Annotated in this window: 13 protein-coding genes; 5 read left to right on the plus strand and 8 right to left on the minus strand. The window is 72.0% G+C overall.

Annotation, left to right across the window (positions count from 1 at the left end):
- The first annotated feature begins 89 nt into the window (after positions 1–89).
- Together CCN35_RS08305 and CCN35_RS08310 are read left to right on the plus strand one after the other, a co-directional pair.
- Positions 90–674, plus strand: a complete 585-nt coding sequence (locus CCN35_RS08305; protein WP_067397835.1) for a DUF6114 domain-containing protein — start codon at positions 90–92, stop codon at positions 672–674.
- Complete coding sequence (locus CCN35_RS08310; RefSeq protein ID WP_086792038.1) at positions 664–2,157, plus strand: hypothetical protein; 1,494 nt, start codon at positions 664–666, stop codon at positions 2,155–2,157. Before CCN35_RS08305 ends, CCN35_RS08310 begins: the two co-directional genes overlap by 11 nt.
- A gap of 105 nt (positions 2,158–2,262) precedes the next feature.
- Here CCN35_RS08310 and pyk read toward each other — a convergent pair whose 3' ends face one another.
- From pyk to pta, 3 genes are all read right to left on the minus strand, one after another.
- The gene (gene pyk / locus CCN35_RS08315; protein ID WP_067397833.1) at positions 2,263–3,693 is read right to left on the minus strand and encodes a pyruvate kinase; all 1,431 of its coding nucleotides are present in this window, start codon (positions 3,691–3,693) and stop codon (positions 2,263–2,265) included.
- A 100-nt stretch (positions 3,694–3,793) separates the two neighbouring features.
- Positions 3,794–5,011, minus strand: coding sequence for an acetate kinase (locus CCN35_RS08320; RefSeq protein WP_067397832.1), 1,218 nt, complete (start codon positions 5,009–5,011; stop codon positions 3,794–3,796).
- A gap of 20 nt (positions 5,012–5,031) precedes the next feature.
- Positions 5,032–7,131 carry a phosphate acetyltransferase gene (pta, locus tag CCN35_RS08325; protein WP_067397831.1) on the minus strand — a complete coding sequence of 700 codons (2,100 nt, stop codon included), beginning with the start codon at positions 7,129–7,131 and terminating at the stop codon, positions 5,032–5,034.
- 249 nt (positions 7,132–7,380) lie between these two features.
- Here pta and CCN35_RS08330 point away from each other — a divergent pair, with 249 nt between their 5' ends.
- A complete protein-coding gene (locus CCN35_RS08330; RefSeq protein ID WP_067397830.1) occupies positions 7,381–8,406 on the plus strand; it encodes an ATP-dependent 6-phosphofructokinase in 1,026 nt (341 codons plus the stop codon).
- Between the two features lie 136 nt (positions 8,407–8,542).
- Here CCN35_RS08330 and CCN35_RS08335 read toward each other — a convergent pair whose 3' ends face one another.
- The gene (locus CCN35_RS08335; RefSeq protein ID WP_086792040.1) at positions 8,543–9,241 is read right to left on the minus strand and encodes a response regulator; all 699 of its coding nucleotides are present in this window, start codon (positions 9,239–9,241) and stop codon (positions 8,543–8,545) included.
- Positions 9,238–10,947, minus strand: a complete 1,710-nt coding sequence (locus CCN35_RS08340) for a sensor histidine kinase (protein WP_086792042.1) — start codon at positions 10,945–10,947, stop codon at positions 9,238–9,240. Before CCN35_RS08340 ends, CCN35_RS08335 begins: the two co-directional genes overlap by 4 nt.
- 147 nt (positions 10,948–11,094) lie before the next feature.
- Here CCN35_RS08340 and CCN35_RS08345 point away from each other — a divergent pair, with 147 nt between their 5' ends.
- Positions 11,095–12,507, plus strand: a complete 1,413-nt coding sequence (locus CCN35_RS08345) for a cation:dicarboxylate symporter family transporter (RefSeq protein WP_086792050.1) — start codon at positions 11,095–11,097, stop codon at positions 12,505–12,507.
- A 227-nt stretch (positions 12,508–12,734) separates the two neighbouring features.
- Positions 12,735–15,014 carry a HelD family protein gene (locus CCN35_RS08350; RefSeq protein ID WP_086792044.1) on the plus strand — a complete coding sequence of 760 codons (2,280 nt, stop codon included), beginning with the start codon at positions 12,735–12,737 and terminating at the stop codon, positions 15,012–15,014.
- 52 nt (positions 15,015–15,066) lie between these two features.
- On the opposite strand, the gene glgB is transcribed toward CCN35_RS08350, so the two are convergent.
- From glgB to CCN35_RS08365, 3 genes are all read right to left on the minus strand, one after another.
- Positions 15,067–17,550 carry a 1,4-alpha-glucan branching enzyme gene (gene glgB / locus CCN35_RS08355; RefSeq protein WP_086792046.1) on the minus strand — a complete coding sequence of 828 codons (2,484 nt, stop codon included), beginning with the start codon at positions 17,548–17,550 and terminating at the stop codon, positions 15,067–15,069.
- Positions 17,551–17,593: 43 nt separating this feature from the next.
- Positions 17,594–18,991, minus strand: a complete 1,398-nt coding sequence (locus CCN35_RS08360; RefSeq protein ID WP_067400756.1) for a maltokinase N-terminal cap-like domain-containing protein — start codon at positions 18,989–18,991, stop codon at positions 17,594–17,596.
- A gap of 213 nt (positions 18,992–19,204) precedes the next feature.
- A partial coding sequence (locus tag CCN35_RS08365) for an alpha-glucosidase C-terminal domain-containing protein (RefSeq protein WP_086792048.1) occupies positions 19,205–19,657 on the minus strand: 453 nt, incomplete at its 5' end.

The following is a 19,657-nucleotide window of genomic DNA, read 5'->3' on the forward strand; positions in this document are numbered from 1 at the left end:
GCGCACCCCCCACAATCACGCATCCCACCCCCCACACCGACGAAGCACCACCCTCTTCACAGCAACGCCGCACCAGGGAGCTGTTTTCCATGAGCGCCGAGACCCCTGCCGCATCCGGCCAGTTCACTCGCCGGAGGCAGCAGTTCCGCGCCTGGCGGGGCACACGTCCGTTCTGGGCCGGGCTGTACGTCATGCTCGGCGGTGTCCCGATCATGTACTTCCCGTACGCCCAGCTCAAGCTCGGTCATCTGACCCTGGCGATGGCGACCACCGCGGGAGCCGGATCCCTGATCATCGGCGTACTGCTCGTCGTCCTGGGCATCAGCCTGTGGTTCCAGAAGCACATCCGGGTCTTCGCGGGTGTCGCGGCGATCCTGCTGGCGCTGGTGTCCCTCCCCGTGTCCAACTTCGGCGGTTTCCTCATCGGCTTCCTGTTCGCGCTCATCGGCGGCGCGATGGCCGTGTCCTGGGCGGAGGGCGTGCCGCCCGCGCCGAAGAGCGCCACGGAGACCGGTCCGGGCCGGGACGCCGCGCCCGGGACCGCCTCCGAGGCCGCGTCCGGGGCAGCGGGGGAAGAGGCGGCGATGGACGAGGCGAGCGAGTCGAACAAGCCGAACGACCTGTCAGGAACGAGCCCGGCCAACGGGGCGAACGGGAGGCGCAGTGCCGACTGACGAGGTGGCCCACGGGGCTGAGGTGGACGAGTCCCGTGCGAGATCCGGGCATCGCCACGCGGCACCCAGGAAGCCGCTGTTCAACAGGTTCCACATGCCGGCCGGCAAGGCCATGGTCATGGCGGCCATGCCGACGGCGGTCCTCATGGGAATGGGGGTCACGTCGACGTTCGCCGTCGCCGACAACAACCCCTCGGCGTCGTCCGCCAGGACGCTCAAGAGTCTGACGATCGACGAGTACAAGGACTGTGTCGCGGCGCTCGAGGACTCCGAGGACCAGGACAAGGACAAGAAGGCGGACAAGGACAGGAGCGAGGACGCCACCGGGCCCTCCGCCGCGCCGACGCCGTCCGCCTCCGCGGGCGACGGCGACCCGGCCGGGGACGGCCGGGGCGGCGGTGCGCAGCCGGCCCCCTCGGCGACCTCCTCCGCGGATCCCGCGAACCGGGCGAACGGGGCGGACAAGGCGGGCAGCAGCCCTTCGGACACGTCCTCCTCGGCGGACGCGGGGGACACCGGCAAGGCCGCACCCCAGCCCTCCGCCACCGCCTCGCAGAGCGCGCCGGCCGACCGGGACGCCGCACCGGCCCCGTCGGAGTCCGCGAACAGGAGCGGCGGTCTGCTCAGGACCATCGGCGAAACGATCGAGAACATCCTCACCGGCGGCAAATCGGCCTCCCGGGCCGAGGAGTCCCCGGCCGCCGAGGCGACGCCGTCGCCCTCCGCCACTTCCTCGGCGGACGGGACGAAGCAGGCCACGGCCTCCGCCGGCGGGACCGAGTCCGGCGCCGCCGGGAACACCACCGCCGGGGACGGCGGCGAGAAGGCCGCCGGCACGGCCGGGGACGGCGCGCGGGACACGGCCGGCACCGCGTCCGGGACGGCCGGGGACGCCGCAGATGCCGGGGAGGCCGGCAGGGCCGAGGACACCGGGAGGGCCGAGGACGGCGCGGTCCGCGAGGCCACCGCCTCGCCGAGCCCGTCCGCGAGCCCCACGACGGACCTGGAGAACTGCCCGGTCGCCACCGACGACGAGGGCGGCGTGGACAACACGGTGCCCCTGGCCGACGACCCCTGGCACCTGGACGCCAGCTCGCTGCTGCTGATGGGGGCCGACTACCAGGGCATCGTGAAGGTGCGCACGGCCAACGGCACCGTCAAAAGAGTGCTGAAGTACGTCGTCTCGCAGGGCACCGACATCGGCGACCTGCACCAGACGGTGCGGGACGAGCGGGCCGGCAAGACCTACCACGTGCAGGCGGCCAAGGGCTCGATGTCCAGGATCCGCGGCGGCAAGACGGTGATGTACACCGAGAAGATCTCCGGCAAGCTGTTCGGGCTGCTGCCCGCCGAGTTCAGCCCGGACAACCCGCCTCCGCTGAACCTCCCCCTGATCTACTTCACCGACGTCCACGTGGTCCAGGCGGCCCAGTTCGGCGGCAATCTGCACGTGCCCGGCATGCACGTCTACACCACCGGCTGAGCACCGGGGCACCGTCCAAAGCCGCACGACGCCCGGGGTTTCCTTCCGCCGCGGAAGGAAACCCCGGGCGTCGTGACGGACGGCGGGGCCGGCGGCCCCGTCCGGTCAGTCGCGGTCGCCGCTGCCCAGGTGGTGGACGCGGACCATGTTGGTGGTGCCGGGGACGCCGGGGGGCGAACCGGCGGTGATGATGACCGTGTCACCGGGGGAGAAGCGCTTGAGCCTGATCATCTCCTGGTCGACCAGCTCGACCATGGCGTCGGTGCTGTTGACGAACGGCACCACATGCGGCTCCACGCCCCAGCTGAGCGCCAGCTGGTTGCGGGTGGACTCGTCGGTGGTGAACGCCAGGATCGGCTGGGCCGCGCGGTAGCGGGACAGCCGGCGGGCCGTGTCGCCGGACTGGGTGAAGGCCACCAGGCACTTGCCGTTCAGGAAGTCGGCGATCTCGCAGGCGGCGCGGGCCACCGAACCGCCCTGCGTCCGCGGCTTCTTGCCCGGCACCAGCGGCTGCAGGCCCTTGGAGAGCAGCTCCTCCTCGGCCGCCTGGACGATCCTCGACATCGTCTTGACGGTCTCGACCGGATACGCGCCCACGCTGGACTCGGCGGACAGCATCACCGCGTCGGCGCCGTCCAGGATCGCGTTGGCCACGTCGGAGGCCTCGGCGCGGGTCGGACGGGAGTTGGTGATCATCGACTCCATCATCTGGGTCGCCACGATCACCGGCTTGGCGTTGCGGCGGCACAGCTCGATCAGGCGCTTCTGCACCATGGGGACCTTCTCGAGCGGGTACTCCACGGCCAGGTCGCCGCGGGCCACCATCACCCCGTCGAACGCCATCACGACGTCCTCCATGTTCTGCACCGCCTGCGGCTTCTCCACCTTGGCGATGACGGGGACGCGGCGGCCCTCCTCGTCCATGACCCGGTGGACGTCGGCGATGTCCTTGGAGTCCCGGACGAAGGACAGGGCGACCAGGTCGCAGCCCATGCGCAGGGCGAAGCGCAGGTCCTCGACGTCCTTCTCGGACAGCGCGGGCACGTTCACCGCCGCGCCGGGCAGGTTGATGCCCTTGTGGTCGGAGATGACGCCGCCCTCGATGACGATCGTCCTCACCCGCGGGCCGTCGACGTCCAGGACCTTCAGCTCGACATTGCCGTCGTTGATGAGGATCTGGTCCCCGCGCGAGACGTCGCCGGGCAGTCCCTTGTACGTGGTGCCGCAGATGTGCTTGTCGCCCGGGACGTCCTCGGTGGTGATCGTGAACTCGTCGCCCCGCTCGAGCTCGACCGGACCCTCGGCGAAGGTCGACAGACGGATCTTCGGTCCCTGGAGGTCGACGAGGACCGCGACGGCCCGGCCGGTCTCCTTGGCGGCGGCGCGGACACGGTCGTACCGCGCCTGGTGCTCGGCGTGCGTGCCGTGACTGAAGTTGAACCGGGCCACGTCCATGCCCGCCTCGATCAGGGCGACGAGCATCTCGTGGGAGTCGACTGCGGGGCCGAGAGTACAGACGATTTTCGAACGGCGCATGAGGCGATCCTATCGGTTTGTTTCGCTGCGGAATATTCCGTCCCGGGGAAGACACATATGTGCGGAGTCGCGCTCAGGCGCGCGTGGAAAAAGGCCGCGGTCAGCCGTTTTCCGTCCTGTTTCCCACCAGTTCGTAGGTCCGGGCAGCGATCTCCAATTCCTCGTCCGTCGGAACCACGGCCACGGCCACCCGCGCCCCCTCGGGCGAGATCAGCCGCGCCCCGCCGCCCCGTACGGCGTTGCGCTCACCGTCCACCTCCAGGCCCAGTCCCTCCAGGCCCGCGATGGCGGCCTCGCGTACGAAGGCCGCATTCTCGCCGATCCCGGCGGTGAAGGCGACCGCGTCCACCCGGCCGAGTACCGCGTAATAGGCGCCGATGTACTTCTTCAGCCGGTGGATGTAGATCTCGAACGCGAGTCGCGCCCGCTGATCGCCCTCGTCCATCCGGCGCTGGATCTCCCGCATGTCGTTGTCGCCGCACAGACCGAACAGACCGCTCCTCTTGTTGAGAAGAGTGTCGATCTCGTCCATGGACATTCCGGCAACGCGATGCAAATGGAAGATGACGGCCGGGTCCAGATCGCCCGAACGCGTTCCCATCACCAGTCCCTCCAGCGGCGTGAGCCCCATGGAGGTGTCCACGCACCGTCCGCCGCGCACCGCCGAGGCGGAGGCCCCGTTGCCCAGGTGCAGCACGATCACGTTGACCTCCTCCGGCGCCTTGCCCAGCAGCGCGGCCGTGGCACGGGAGACATACGCGTGCGAGGTGCCGTGGAAGCCGTAGCGGCGCACCCGGAACCGGTCCGCGATCGCCGGGTCGATCGCGTAGCGGGCCGCGTGCTCCGGCATGGTCGTGTGGAACGCCGTGTCGAAGACGGCGACCTGCGGCAGGTCCGGGCGCAGCGCCATGGCCGTGCGGATGCCGGTGAGGTTGGCCGGGTTGTGCAGCGGGGCCACCGGGATCAGCCGCTCGATCTCGGTGAGCACCTCGTCGTCGATGACGGTGGGCTCGGTGAAGAACATGCCGCCGTGCACCACCCGGTGCCCGATCGCGGCCAGTTCGGGGGAGTCCAGGCCGAGGCCGTCCTTGGCCAGTTCCTCGGCGACGGCCTTCAGGGCGGTGTCGTGGTCGGCGATCGGGCCGTGGCGCTCACGGGTGGAGCCCGTGGCCAGGCAGGTGTGCTTGAGGCGGGAGGTCTGCTCACCGATGCGCTCGACCAGGCCGACGGCGAGCCGGTCGGCGTCGCGCATGTCGAGCAGCTGGTACTTCACCGATGAGGAGCCGGAGTTCAGGACGAGGACACGGGTGGCGTGCACGATGGTCGGGAGCTTTCTGTTCAGGCGTCGTTCATGCGTCGGCCGGCGGGCGGCTGGCCCTGGGCCTGGATCGCGGTGATGGCGACGGTGGTGACGATGTCCTGGACCAGGGCGCCGCGCGAGAGGTCGTTGACCGGCTTGCGCAGACCCTGCAGGACCGGGCCGACCGCGATGGCGCCGGCCGAGCGCTGCACGGCCTTGTAGGTGTTGTTGCCGGTGTTCAGGTCCGGGAAGATCAGCACACTGGCCTGCCCGGCGACCTTCGAGCCCGGCAGCTTGGTGGCGGCCACCGTCGGCTCCACAGCCGCGTCGTACTGGATCGGCCCCTCGACCAGCAGGTCCGGGCGGCGCTTCCGGACCAGCTCGGTCGCCTCGCGCACCTTGTCCACGCCGGCGCCCGAGCCGGAGGTGCCGGTGGAGTACGACAGCATGGCGACCCGCGGCTCGACGCCGAACCGGGCGGCGGTGGCCGCCGACTGGATGGCGATGTCGGCCAGCTGCTCGGCGTCGGGGTCGGGGTTGACCGCGCAGTCGCCGTAGACGAGCACCCGGTCGGCCAGGCACATGAAGAACACGGAGGACACGATCGAGGCGCCCTCCCTGGTCTTGATGATCTCGAAGGCGGGCCGGATGGTCGCGGCGGTGGAGTGCACCGAGCCCGACACCATGCCGTCGGCGAGCCCCTCCTGGACCATGAGGGTGCCGAAGTAGTTGACGTCCGAGACGATGTCGTACGCCAGCTCGGCCGTGACGCCCTTGTGGGCGCGCAGCCGGGCGTACTGCTCGGCGAAGGACTCCCGCAGCTCGGAGGTGGCCGGGTCGATCAGCTGCGAGTCGCCGAGGTCGATGCCGAGGTCGGCGGCCTTCTTGCGGATGGTGTCCACCGGCCCGAGCAGGGTCAGGTCGCACACGCCCCGGCGCAGCAGCACCTCCGCCGCGCGCAGCACGCGTTCCTCGGTGCCTTCCGGCAGGACCACCCGGCGCCTGTCGGAGCGGGCCTGTTCGAGCAGCTTGCGCTCGAACATCATCGGGGTGACCCGGTCGCTGCTCGGCGCGGACACCCGCTTGCTGAGCTCGGCGGTGTCGGCGTACCGCTCGAACAGGCCGAGCGCGATCTCCGCCTTGCGCGGCGTGGCCGCGTGCAGCTTGCCCTCCAGGGAGAAGAGCCGCTCGGCCGTGGGGAAGCTGTTGCCGGCCACCGACACGACCGGGGTGCCCGGGGCGAGCCGGGAGGCGAGGGAGAGGACCTCCTCGCCCGGTGCCTCGTCGAGGGTGAGCAGCACACCGGCGATGGGCGGGGTGCCGGCGCTGTGCGCGGCGAGCGAGCCGAGCACCAGGTCGCCCCGGTCGCCGGGGGTGACGACCAGACAGCCCGGGGTCAGCGCCTTGAGCAGGTTGGGCAGCATGGCGCCGCCGAACACGAAGTCGAGGACGTCACGGGCGAGACCGGAGTCGTCGCCCAGCAGGACCTTGCCGCCCAGGACCTGGGTGATCTGCGCGACCGTGGGCGCGGACAGGGCGGGCTCGTCGGGGATGACCCAGCACGGCACCGGGAGCCGGCCGGCCAGCTGCCCGGCGATCAGGTCCCGGTCCTCGCGGGCCACCCGGTTGGTGACCATGGCGAGGACGTCGCAGCCCAGGCCCTCGTAGGCGTGGTAGGCGTTGCGGGTCTCGGCGAGCACGGACTCGGGGTTCTGCCGGCGGCCGCCCACGACCGGCAGCACGGAGGCGCCGAACTCGTTGGCCAGCTGGGCGTTGAGCGACAGCTCGTCGGGGAGCTGGGTCTCGGCGAAGTCGGTGCCGAGCACCAGGACGACGTCGTAGTCCCGGGCGACCCGGTGGAAGCGGTCGACGAGGGCGGAGACCAGCTCGCTCCTGCCCCGTTCGGCCTGGAGCGTGTTCGCCTCGTGGTAGTCCATGCCGTAGACGGTCGCCGGGTCCTGGGAGAGCCGGTAGCGGGCGCGCAGCAGCTCGAAGAGGCGGTCCGGGCCGTCATGGACCAGGGGACGGAAGACGCCCACCCGGTCGACCTGCCGGGTCAGCAGCTCCATGACTCCCAGCTCGACGACCTGCCGGCCGTCGCCGCGGTCGATGCCGGTCACGTACACGCTGCGGGTCACGCGAGCTCTCCGTTCCTCGGATCTTCTGGGGGCTTTTGAGGGGTTTTCCTAAGAAAGGCATGGGTGATGCCCTGTAAAAACACTCACAAGAGTGATCGCAACCCTCTTGACAATACCCTTCCCAGCAGCTAAAGCGCCCATCGGGTCCTGTTGCCGGCCGAGGTGTCCGGCGGGCCGGGGCAGTCCGGCGGACATGGAACAATCGGACAGGATCACCGGTGTCAACAGCGAGCAGGAGACCACAGCACGATGCGTATCGGAGTTCTCACGGCAGGCGGCGACTGTCCTGGGCTGAACGCGGTGATCCGATCGGTCGTGCACCGCGCGGTCACGGCGTACGGTGACGAGGTCATCGGCTTCGAGGACGGCTACGCCGGCCTGCTCGACGGCCGTTACCGGACCCTGGACCTCAACGCGGTCAGCGGCATCCTGGCGCGCGGCGGCACGATCCTCGGCTCCTCCCGGCTGGAGCGCGACCGGCTCCGCGAGGCGTGCGAGAACGCCTCCGACATGATCCACCGGTTCGGCATCGACGCGCTCATCCCGATCGGCGGCGAGGGCACGCTGACGGCGGCACGGATGCTGTCGGACGCCGGACTGCCGGTGGTGGGCGTGCCCAAGACGATCGACAACGACATCTCCTCCACCGACCGCACCTTCGGCTTCGACACGGCCGTGACCGTCGCCACCGAGGCGATGGACCGCCTCAAGACCACCGCCGAGTCCCACCAGCGCGTGATGGTGGTGGAGGTCATGGGCCGTCACGCGGGCTGGATCGCCCTGGAGTCCGGCATGGCGGCCGGCGCCCACGCCATATGCCTGCCCGAGCGTCCCTTCGACCCGGCCGACCTGGTCAAGATGGTCGAGGAGCGTTTCGCCCGCGGCAAGAAGTTCGCCGTGATCTGCGTCGCCGAGGGCGCCCACCCGGTCGAGGGCACCATGGACTACGGCAAGGGCGAGATCGACAAGTTCGGCCACGAACGCTTCCAGGGCATCGGCACGGCCCTGGCGCACGAGCTGGAGAAGCGGCTCGGCAAGGAGGCCAAGCCGGTGATCCTCGGCCATGTCCAGCGCGGCGGCACCCCGACGGCGTACGACCGCGTCCTCGCCACCCGGTTCGGCTGGCACGCGGTGGAGGCCGCGCACCGCGGCGAGTTCGGCCGGATGACCGCCCTGCGCGGCACCGACATCGTGATGGTGCCGCTCGCCGAGGCGGTGACCGAGCTGAAGAGGGTCCCCAAGGACCGCATGGACGAGACCGAGTCGGTGTTCTGACTGCGGCCCCTCCCGCCCGGAGGCTTCGAACCCCCGGAAAGCCACGGTCCGGGCCGCCGTTCCCGGCCGGCCCGGACCCCGCCCGTCTCCTGCGGACGCCCGCGCCCTGCCGGCGGCACTGCCCGCCGGCAGGGCCTCAGCGTGCCCGGCCCGAGTCCGGGATCCACCGGTACACCAGCTCCGGCCTGCCCACCTGGCCGTACAGGGGGCTGCGCTCGGCCCGGCCCGCGTCGACCAGGTGCTCCAGGTAGCGCCGGGCCGTGATGCGGGAGATGCCGACCGCCTCGGCGACCCCGGCCGCCGTCAGGCCCGCCGCCGCCTTCCGCAGCGCGCCCGTGACCCGTTCCAGGGTCGGCGCGCTCAGTCCCTTGGGGAGGGCGGCCGGGGCCGGGGCGCGCAGCGTCGCGAGCGCCCGGTCCACCTCCTCCTGCCCGCCGGCCTCCCCGGCCGTCGCACGGAACTCGGCGTACCGTACGAGCCGGTCCCGGAGCGTGGCGAAGGTGAACGGTTTCAGCACGTACTGGACCACCCCCAGCGAGACTCCCTCGCGCACCATCGCCAGGTCCCGGGCCGAGGTCACCGCGACCACGTCCGCGTGATGGCCGGCGGCCCGCAGGGAACGGGCCAGCTGCAGGCCGTGCACGTCCGGCAGATGCAGGTCGAGCAGGAGCAGGTCCACCGGGGTCCGGTCCAGCATCCGCCGGGCCTGTGCGCCCGTGTGCGCCTTGCCGACCGCGACGAACCCCGGCACCCGGCCGATGTACGTCAGATGCGCGTCCGCCGCCACCGGGTCGTCCTCGACCACCAGGACACGAATGGGCTGCTCGCTCGTCATGCCGTCCGTCCCGCCGTCCGCCGTGCCTCGTTCCCGGCTCCTCGGTCCGTGCCGCCGCCTTCCAGCGGCAGCCGTGCCTCGTTCCCGGCTCCTCGGTCCGTGCCGCCGCCTTCCAGCGGCAGCCGTGCCTCGAACACCGCGCCGCCCTCCTCGCCCTGCGCCACCGTCAGCGTCCCTCCGTACCGCAGCACCGTCTGCCGTGCGAGGGCCAGGCCCAGCCCGCGTCCGCCGGGCGGTGCCGGCTTGGTCGAGAAGCCATGCCGGAACACCAGGTCGGTGTGGGCCGGATCCACCCCCGGCCCGGTGTCCGCGACCCGCAGCACCAGCTCCGCGTCCTGCGTGCGGGCCGTCACCGTCACCCGCGCCCGCGGGCTGCCCCGCGCCGCGTCCACCGCGTTGTCGACGAGGTTGCCGAGGATCGTCACCAGGTCCCGGGACGGCAGGTTCCGCGGGAGCAGCCCGTCGTCCAGACCGCTGTCCTCGGACACCACCAGCTCCACACCCCGCTCGTTGGCCTGCGCGGTCTTGCCGAGCAGCAGCGCGGCCAGCACCGGCTCGCTCACCGCCGAGACCACCCGGTCGGTCAGCGCCTGGGCCAGCTCCAGCTCCGCCGTGGCGAACTCCACGGCCTCCTCCGGCCGCCCCAGCTCGATCAGCGACACCACGGTGTGCAGACGGTTCGCGGCCTCGTGCGCCTGGGCGCGCAGGGCCTGGGTGAACCCCCGCTCGGAGTCCAGTTCGCCCATCAGGGCCTGCAGCTCGGTGACGTCCCGCAGGGTCACCACGGTGCCCCGGCGCTCCCCGCCCGAGACGGGCGAGGTGTTGACCACCAGCACCCGCGACGCGGTCAGATGCACCTCGTCCACCCGCGGCTCGGAGGCCAGCAGCGCGCCCGTCAGCGGAGCCGGCAGCCCCAGGTCCGCCACCGGCCGTCCCACGACGTCCTCCTCGCCGCCCAGCCCCAGCAGCTCCCGCCCCCCGTCGTTGATCAACGCCACCCGGCGCCGGGCGTCCAGCATCAGCAGCCCTTCGCGCACCGCGTGCAGGGTGGCCTGGTGGTAGTCGTGCATCCGGCTGAGCTCGGTCGCGTTCATCCCGTGGGTGTGCCGGCGCAGCTTGGCGTTGATCACATAGGTGCCGATCGCGCCGAGCACCAGCACCCCGGCGGCGACCGAGAACAGCGCGACGACCTGCTCCCGCACCCGCTCGCTGATCGACTCCACCTTGATGCCGGCACTGACCAGCCCGATCACACGCCCGTCCTCCTCGATGGGCGTGACCGCGCGGACGGACGGGCCGAGGGTGCCCGTGTAGGTCTCGGTGAAGGTGTCGCCGCGCTGGGCGCGGGCGATGTTGCCGAGGAAGGGCCTGCCGATCTGGTGCGGGTCCGGGTGCGTCCAGCGGATGCCCCCGGGAGTCATGATCGTGACGAAGTCGACCCCGGTGTCCTTCTGCACCCTCAGCGCGTACGGCTGGAGCTCCGCCGAGGGGTCCGGGGTGTGGATCGCCGCCCGGACCGAGGGTGCGTCGGCGATCGAGCGGGCCACCGCGACGGCCTGGCGGCGGGCCGCCTCCTCGGCCTGGTCCCGGTTGCTGACGTAGGCGAACAGCGCGTATCCGGCCACGACGAGGGCGAGCAGCACCGCCTGCATCGCGAACAGCTGGCCCGCCAGGCTGCGAGGTCTCGGAAGGGCGGGTAGGCGCATGCCGCAAGTCTGCCTCTCTGTTCCGGCGCGAACTGTCCGGGGTGAACTGTCGGGCATGAACTAAATGAACGGAAGGGTGACCGCTCTCACACGGCAGGAGATAGTCACGGCATTCCCGAAAACCCGGACGTGAGCCGCACGCCGGTGATGCCGACGTCGTCATCGAGGAGGGCAGCCGTGAGCAGCGCAGCCGATACGGCACCTGCCGCACCCGCAGCCAAGCGGGACCGCACCCACTATCTGTACATCGCCGTGATCGCCGCGGCGCTTCTGGGAATCGCCGTCGGGTTCGCCGCGCCGGACGTCGCCAAGGAGCTCAAACCGCTCGGCACCGGCTTTGTGAACCTGATCAAGATGATGATCTCGCCGATCATCTTCTGCACGATCGTGCTCGGGGTCGGTTCGGTGCGGAAGGCGGCGAAGGTCGGCAAGGTCGGCGGGCTCGCGCTCGGCTACTTCGTCGTGATGTCGTTCATCGCGCTGACCATCGGACTCGTGGTCGGCAACGTCATCCAGCCGGGCAGCGGCATGCAGCTGACCGAGGAGGTGAAGGGCGTCGGCCAGGCGCAGGCCGAGGCCGGGGGCGAGAGCACGGTCGACTTCGTGCTCGGTGTCATCCCCACCACCCTGGTGTCGGCGTTCACCGAGGGGGAGGTGCTGCAGACCCTGCTGGTCGCCCTGCTCGTCGGGTTCGCCCTGCAGGGCATGGGCCGCAGGGGCGAGCCGATCCTGCGCGGGGTGGAGCACATCCAGCGGCTGGTCTTCCGCGTCCTTGCCATGATCATGTGGGTCGCCCCGGTGGGTGCCTTCGGCGCCATCGCCGCCGTCGTCGGCGAGACGGGCGTCGACGCCCTGAAGGCGCTCGCCACGATCATGTTCGGCTTCTACCTCACCTGCCTGGTGTTCGTGTTCCTGGTGCTGGGCGCGCTGACCCGGATCGTGACCGGCGTCAGCATCTTCCGGCTGCTGACGTACCTGGGCCGTGAGTTCCTGCTGATCGTGTCCACGTCGTCGTCCGAGTCCGCGCTGCCCCGGCTCATCGCCAAGATGGAGCACCTGGGCGTGAGCCGTCCGGTCGTCGGCATCACCGTGCCGACCGGCTACTCCTTCAACCTCGACGGCACGATGATCTACCTGACGATGGCCTCGCTGTTCATCGCCGACGCGATGGGCCAGCCGCTGTCCGTCGGCCAGCAGATCACCCTGCTGCTGTTCATGATGGTCGCCTCGAAGGGCGCGGCCGGTGTCACCGGCGCCGGTCTGGCCACCCTCGCCGGTGCCCTGCAGTCCCACAAGCCCGCCCTGGTCGACGGCGTCGGCCTGATCGTCGGCATCGACCGCTTCATGAGCGAGGCCCGCGCCCTGACCAACTTCGCGGGCAACGCGGTCGCCACCCTGCTGATCGGCACCTGGACCGGCGAGGTCGACAAGGAGCGGGTGCGGCGGGTGCTCTCCGGCGAGCTGCCCTTCGACGAGAAGACCCTGCTGGACGAGGGCGGCCCCGCCGAGGCCCCGGCCGGGCAGTCCGGCCGGCGCGAGAAGGAGCTCGCCGGGGCCTGACCCCGGTCCGCTCCTCCGCCTCGGGCATCCGGTCCCGCCCAACCCGGGTGCCCGAGGCGGGGCGGGGCGCCCGGCGCCGTCCCCCGCCCGCGCCGGGCCCACGACGAGCCGCCCCACGGCAAAGGAAAACCCCCGGGAAATTGCGCCCGGGGGATTTCCTTGCGTATATTCGGTGATTCGCGACTTCCGATGAAAGGGGTCGCGAAGAAGTTCACTGAAGGAATTATATCCGGGCGGGAGCCGAATTGTCAAACACCGATTTCTCCGACGGTGAATTGCGGCAGGAGCAGGAATTCATCGACGGACTGTACGCGCGTGTGGACGCGCTGCGCGGCGAGACCGAGGAGTCCGTCGCGGACGCGCTCGCCCAGGGCCACACGCCCATGCAGGCCAGGCTGGAGCGGGACATCGCCGTCGCCGAGCGGTCGGGGCTGCTGGCCGCGCTGAACGCCGTGGACGGCTCGCTCTGCTTCGGACGGATCGACCTCGCCGACGGCAACAGCCACCACATCGGCCGTATCGGCCTGCGCGCCGACGACGCCGAGCGCACGCCGATCCTGATCGACTGGCGTGCCGATGTCGCCCGCCCCTTCTACCTGGCCACCGGCCACACCCCGATGGGCCTGCGCCGCCGCCGGCACATCTCCACCGAGGGCCGCCGGGTCACCGCCCTGCACGACGAGATCCTCGACCTCGAGGACACCACCCGCACCGGCCACGAGGACCCGGCCGGCGACGCGGTGCTGCTGGCCGCGCTCAACTCCGCGCGCACCGGCCGGATGAGCGACATCGTGCGGACCATCCAGGCCGACCAGGACCGCATCATCCGGGCGCCGCACCACGGCGTGCTGGTGGTGGAGGGCGGCCCCGGCACCGGAAAGACCGCGGTGGCGCTGCACCGGGCCGCGTATCTGCTCTACGAGCAGCGCGACCTGCTCGCCAAGCGCGCCGTCCTCATCGTCGGCCCCAACCCCGCCTTCCTCGGCTACATCGGCGAGGTGCTGCCCTCCCTCGGCGAGACCGGCGTGCTGCTGGCCACCATCGGCGAGCTGTTCCCCGGGGTGAGGGCCACCGCGACCGACACCCCCGAGGCCGCCGCCGTCAAGGGCCGCGCCGAGATGGCCGACGTGCTCGCCGCCGTCGTGCGCGACCGGCAGGCGCTGCCCGACCCGGTGATCCCCGTCGAGCACGACCGCGAGGTCCTGATGCTCGACGACGACCTGGTGCGCGTCGCCCGCGAGCGCGCCCGCGCCACGAGGCTGCCGCACAACGTGGCCCGCGAGTACTTCGAGGGACACATCCTCAACACGCTCACCGACCTGTACGCCGAGCGCATCGGCACCGACCCCTACGACGGGGCCGGCCTCCTCGACGCCGGCGACATCACCCAGATCCGCGACGAGCTCGCCGAGAACCCCGAGGTCTGGTCGGTCATCGACCGGCTGTGGCCGCGGCTGACCCCCCAGCAGCTGGTCGCGGACTTCCTGGCCGCCCCGGAAGGGTACGTCGGCGACGAGGACGCGGACGCGATCCGCCGCCCGGTGACCCGGGCCTGGACCCCGGCGGACATCCCCCTGCTCGACGAGGCCGCCGAACTGCTCGGCGAGGACGACCGCCTGGCCCGCGCCCGCGCCGCCCGTGAACGCGCCGCCCGGATCGCCTACGCCCAGGGCGTGCTGGACGTGTCGTACGGCTCGCGGACCTTCGAGTTCGAGGACAAGGAGGAGATCGACCCCGACGCCGGCGAGGTCCTGTCCGCGCACGACATCATCGACGCCGAGCGGTTCGCCGAACGGCACGAGGAGGCGGACCACCGCAGCGCCGCCGAGCGGGCGGCGGCCGACCGCACCTGGACCTTCGGGCACATCGTCGTCGACGAGGCGCAGGAGCTGTCGCCGATGGCGTGGCGGCTGCTGATGCGGCGCTGCCCCACCCGCTCCATGACCCTGGTCGGCGACCCCGCGCAGACGTCGGAGGCGGGAGGGGTCGGCTCCTGGGAGGAGATCCTCCGGCCGTATGTCGAGGACCGCTGGACCCACACCCGTCTCGGCGTCAACTACCGCACTCCCGCGGAGATCATGGAGGTCGCGGCGGCCGTGGTCCGCGCCGAGCTCCCCGGCTTCGAGCCGCCCCGCTCGGTCCGCTCCACGGGCGTGCGGCCCTGGGCCCGTGCCACCGGCGACCTGCCCTCCGCGGTGGCGGAGGCCGTCGCCGAGCTCACTCCCTCCGAGGGCCGGCTCGCGGTGATCGCCCCGCGCGAGCTGCACCGCGCCCTGGCCGCCCGGCTGGACGGGGTCACCGCCGGCGCCGAGCCCGACCTCACCCGGACGGTCGTCCTGCTCGACCCGCGCCAGGCCAAGGGCCTGGAGTTCGACTCCGTCCTGGTGGTCGAGCCGGGCCGGTACGGCACGAGCGACCTGTACGTGGCCCTGACCCGGGCCACGCAGAGGCTCGGCGTGGTGCACTCCGAGCCCCTGCCGAAGGCCCTGGCGGACGCCCTGGCCTGAGCGGTCCCTGTGAACCGGACCGGGTCGGGCCGGGGGTCCGGACCGGACCCGGTCAGGCCGGGCGCAGCCACACCGTGGCCAGCGGCGGCAGCGTCAGCCGGATGCTCGCCGGCCGTCCGTGCCACCCCTGCGGCTCCGGCTTGACCGGGTCCGGGTGGACGACGTCGCTGCCGCCGTAGCGGGCCGCGTCGGTGTTGAGCACCTCCTGCCAGGCGGGCACGTCGCCGGGGACGCCGATGCGGTAGCCCTCGCGGACGACCGGGGAGAAGTGGGACACCACGAGCAGCGGGGTGCCGTCGGCGTCATGACGCAGAAAGGCGAGGACGTTGTCGTCCGCCGCGTCCGCGGTGATCCACTGGAAGCCGTCGGGGTGGACGTCCCGCGCCCACAGGGCGGGGGTGGCCTGGTAGACGGCGTTGAGGTCGCGGACCAGGTCCCGCACGCCCCGGTGGTCGGCCTCGGCGCCGTACGCCGGGTCGAGCAGCCACCAGTCGGGGCCGCGGACCTCGGACCACTCGGAGCCCTGCGCGAACTCCTGGCCCATGAACAGCAGCTTCTTGCCCGGGTGGGACCACATGAAGCCCAGATAGGCCCGCAGATCGGCCCGCTGCCGCCACCAGTCGCCGGGCATCTTCGACACCAGCGAGCCCTTGCCGTGCACCACCTCGTCGTGGGAGATCGGCAGGACGTAGTTCTCGCTGTAGGCGTACACCATCGAGAACGTCATCTCGCCGTGGTGGTGCTTGCGGTGGACGGGGTCGTGGCTCATGTACCGGAGCGTGTCGTGCATCCAGCCCATGTTCCACTTCAGCCCGAAGCCCAGGCCGCCGAAACCGCTCGGTCCCCGGTGGTGGGTGGCCCGGGTGACCCCGTCCCAGGCCGTCGACTCCTCGGCGATGGTCACCACGCCCGGCACCCGGCGGTACACGGTGGCGTTCATCTCCTGCAGGAACGCCACCGCGTCCAGGTTCTCCCGCCCGCCGTGCACATTGGGCGTCCACTGGCCCGGCCCGCGCGAGTAGTCGAGGTAGAGCATGGAGGCCACGGCGTCCACGCGCAGACCGTCGATGTGGAACTCCTCGCACCAGTACACGGCGTTGGCCACGAGGAAGTTGCGCACCTCGCGGCGCCCGAAGTCGAACTCCAGGGTGCCCCAGTCCGGGTGCGCGGCCCGCAGGGGATCGGAGTGCTCGTACAGCGGACGCCCGTCGAACTCCGCCAGGGCCCAGTCGTCCCTGGGGAAGTGGGCGGGCACCCAGTCCATGATCACGCCGATGCCGGCCTGGTGGCAGCGGTCCACGAAGTACCGGAAGTCGTCCGGGGTGCCCAGGCGCGCGGTGGGGGCGTAGAAGCCGGTGACCTGGTAGCCCCAGGAGCCGCCGAAGGGGTGCTCGGCGATGGGCATCAGCTCCACATGGGTGAAGCCGAGGTCCTTGACGTACGCGGGAAGCTGCTCGGCCAGCTGGCGGTAGGTCAGGCCCGGCCGCCAGGAGGGCAGATGGACCTCGTACACCGAAAGCGGCGCCTCGTGCGCGGGGACGTCCCCGCGGCGGGCCATCCACTCCTGGTCGCCCCACTCGTAGTGCGAGGCCGTCACGATCGACGCGGTGGCCGGGGGAGCCTCGGTACGGCGGGCCATCGGGTCGGCGCGCAGCGTCCTGGAGCCGTCCGGCCGGGTGATCTCGAACTTGTACAGCTCGCCCTCGCCGATGCCGGGCACGAACAGCTCCCACACGCCCGTCGAGCCGAGCGAGCGCATCGGGAACGCGGTGCCGTCCCAGAAGTTGAAGCCGCCGGCCACCCGCACCCCCCGGGCGTTGGGCGCCCACACCGTGAAGCGGGTGCCACTCACCCCCTGATGGGTCATCGGCTCGGCGCCGAGCGCCTTCCACAGCTGCTCGTGCCGGCCCTCGCCGATCAGATGCAGGTCGAACTCGCCGAGGGCGGGCAGGAAGGAGTAGGCGTCCGCGGTGTGCTGCACCGTCCCCTCGTACGTCACCTCCAGCCGGTACTCGGGGACGTCCCGCAGCGGCAGCAGACCCGAGAAGAATCCGTCCCCGTCGTCGTTCAGCTCGCTGCGCAGCGTGCCGACGACCACGCTGACCCCGAGCGCGTACGGCCGCAGCACCCGGAAGGCCACCCCGCCGGGCACGGGGTGGGCCCCGAGCACGGAGTGCGGGTCGTGGTGCGTGCCGCCGAGCAGCCGCTCCCGGTCGGCGGCGCCGACGCGCACGAGGTCGATCCCGGCCGGCACGGACGGTGCGGGGGACGCGGCGACGGGCCCGGGCGCCACGGGCGCGACCGGCTCCGGGGCGGCCGGCGCCTTCGCCGGTGCCCTCCCGGCGGCCCTCCTCCCGGTGGTCGTCCCGGCGGTCTTCCTCGCGGCCGCCTTCTTCGCGGCCGCCTTCTTCGCCGTCGTCTTCGCGGCCGCGGTCTTCCGCGCGGCGCTCCTTTGCGGAGCCGGCGGCTCGGCACCGGCGGCGGCCTCGGGCGTCTTCTGCGGATCCGAACCGCTGGACGGGGGGCGGGGGGTCACAGGCGGAGCCTCCTCGGCGCAGGTCGGGTGCGGTGGACGGGGGTCAGACAGGGGCGGGGCCGGCCAGGCGGCGCACCGCGGACAGCGGCACCGGGAGCCAGTCGGGCCGGTGCCGGGCCTCGTAGACGACCTCGTAGACCGCCTTGTCCGTCTCGCAGGCACGCAGCAGCACCGGGTCGGTGCGCGGGTCGGTCCCGTTGACCTCGGCGTATCCGGTGCAGTACGCGGCCCGGCAGGCCTTTGCCCACTCCGGTGCCGGAGGGCCGCCCGCCGAGTGCGCCGCGTAGTCGAAGGAGCGCAGCATTCCGGCCACGTCCCGCGCCACCGGCTGGGCCATCCGCCGCTCGGCCAGCGGTTTGGCCGGCTCGCCCTCGAAGTCGATCAGCCACCACTCGCCGGAGGGGGAGCGCAGGCACTGGCCGAGGTGCAGATCGCCGTGGATGCGCTGGGCGGTCCAGGTGTGGCCCTCGGCCGCCAGATCGGCCAGCGCCTCGAAGGCGGAGTGCAGCCCGGGGACGTACGGCCCCAGCGCGGGCACCAGCTGCGCGGCCTCCTCCAGCCGCTCGATCATGCCCGCCACCATGGACTCCAGCTGGGTGTGACCGAGCGTGACCGTGGGCAGCGCGCGGGCCAGCGCGGTGTGCACCTCGGCGGTGGCACGGCCCAGCGCCCGCGCCTCCGCGCTGAAGTCCTCGCCCTTGGCCAGCTCGCGCAGCGCCAGCTCCCAGCCGTCCGAGGCGCCCTGCACAAAGGGCTGGAGCACCCCGAGCACATACGACTCCTCGGCCAGCTCCGCCGTCATCCACGCCGCCGGCGCCGGCACCCGGGAGCAGCCCTCACGGGCCAGGGCCAGCGGCAGCTCCAGGTCGGGATTGACGCCGGGCACCACCCGGCGCAGCAATTTGAGGATGAACGTGTCGCCGTAGACGACCGAGGAGTTGGACTGCTCGGCGGTCACCACCCGGGGGACCAGGTCGGGACGTATCTCCTCCCGGCGCTCGAAACGCAGTCCGCCGATGCGGGCCCGGGTGCGCAGCGCCTCCAGGATCACCTCGGCGGGCCGGGGGTCGTACAGGGCCTCGTACACCGTGCGTCCGGCGAGCGGACCTTCGTGCGCATGCCCGATCAGCGCGTGCGCCAGCCGCGGGGGCAGCGCCTCGCGCACACCGATGAGCAGCTGGTAGCAGTCGCCGGGGTGCGGCGGTGCGCCCGCCAGGTTCGCCGACGGCTGGTGGGCGCGGACGAGCAGGTGGTACAGACCGAGCTTTCCGTCGGCGACGGGCAGCAGCTCGGTGGCGGCGACCGGTGAGAAGCCCGTGACCGGACGTCCCTTGCCCGCGAACCAGCGCTGACGCGGAAGCCACTCGCGCAGCAGCGGATCCAGTGAGGTGAGGAGACCGGCGCCCGTGGTCGTGACAGAGCGTGTGACGGCGTGCGACATGGCTTCCGGCATGGCGTCCGTCCAATCGCTGGTCGGGTGTCACTGACGCGTGCCCACGGGCGGGCGGGAGGAAACGCCCGCCCCGGGCACCGAGGTGCCGTCCGGGCCGGACCGGCCCCGGTGCGCGGTGCCGTGCGGCGGGCCGGGCGGGGACGGCGCGGCAAGGGCCCGCGCCGGCCGCCGCGGCCCGCCGCAAGGTCCGGACGGCGCTTCCTAGGCCGCTTCCTTGACCGCCTCCTTGCGCAGCCGGAACCAGTAGAAGCCGTGTCCGGCCAGGGTCAGCAGGTAGGGCAGGTCGCCGATGGGAGGGAAGCGGACGCCGCCGAACAGTTCGACCGGGTGGCGGCCGCGGAAGGCGCTCAGGTCGAGTTCGGTGGGCTGGGCGAAGCGGGAGAAGTTGTTGACGCACAGCACCAGGTCGTCCTCGTGTTCGCGCAGGAAGGCGAGGACGGCCGGGTTGGAGGAGGGCAGTTCGGTGTAGGAGCCGAGTCCGAGGGCGGGGTTCTGCTTGCGGATCTCGATCATGCGGCGGGTCCAGTGCAGCAGGGAGGAGGGGGAGGACATGGCCGCTTCGACGTTGGTGACCTGGTAGCCGTGGACCGGGTCCATGATCGTGGGCAGGAACAGGCGGCCGGGGTCGCAGGAGGAGAAGCCGGCGTTGCGGTC

Source organism: Streptomyces thermovulgaris, from assembly GCF_002155915.1.
GTDB classification, from domain to species: Bacteria; Actinomycetota; Actinomycetes; order Streptomycetales; family Streptomycetaceae; genus Streptomyces; species Streptomyces thermovulgaris.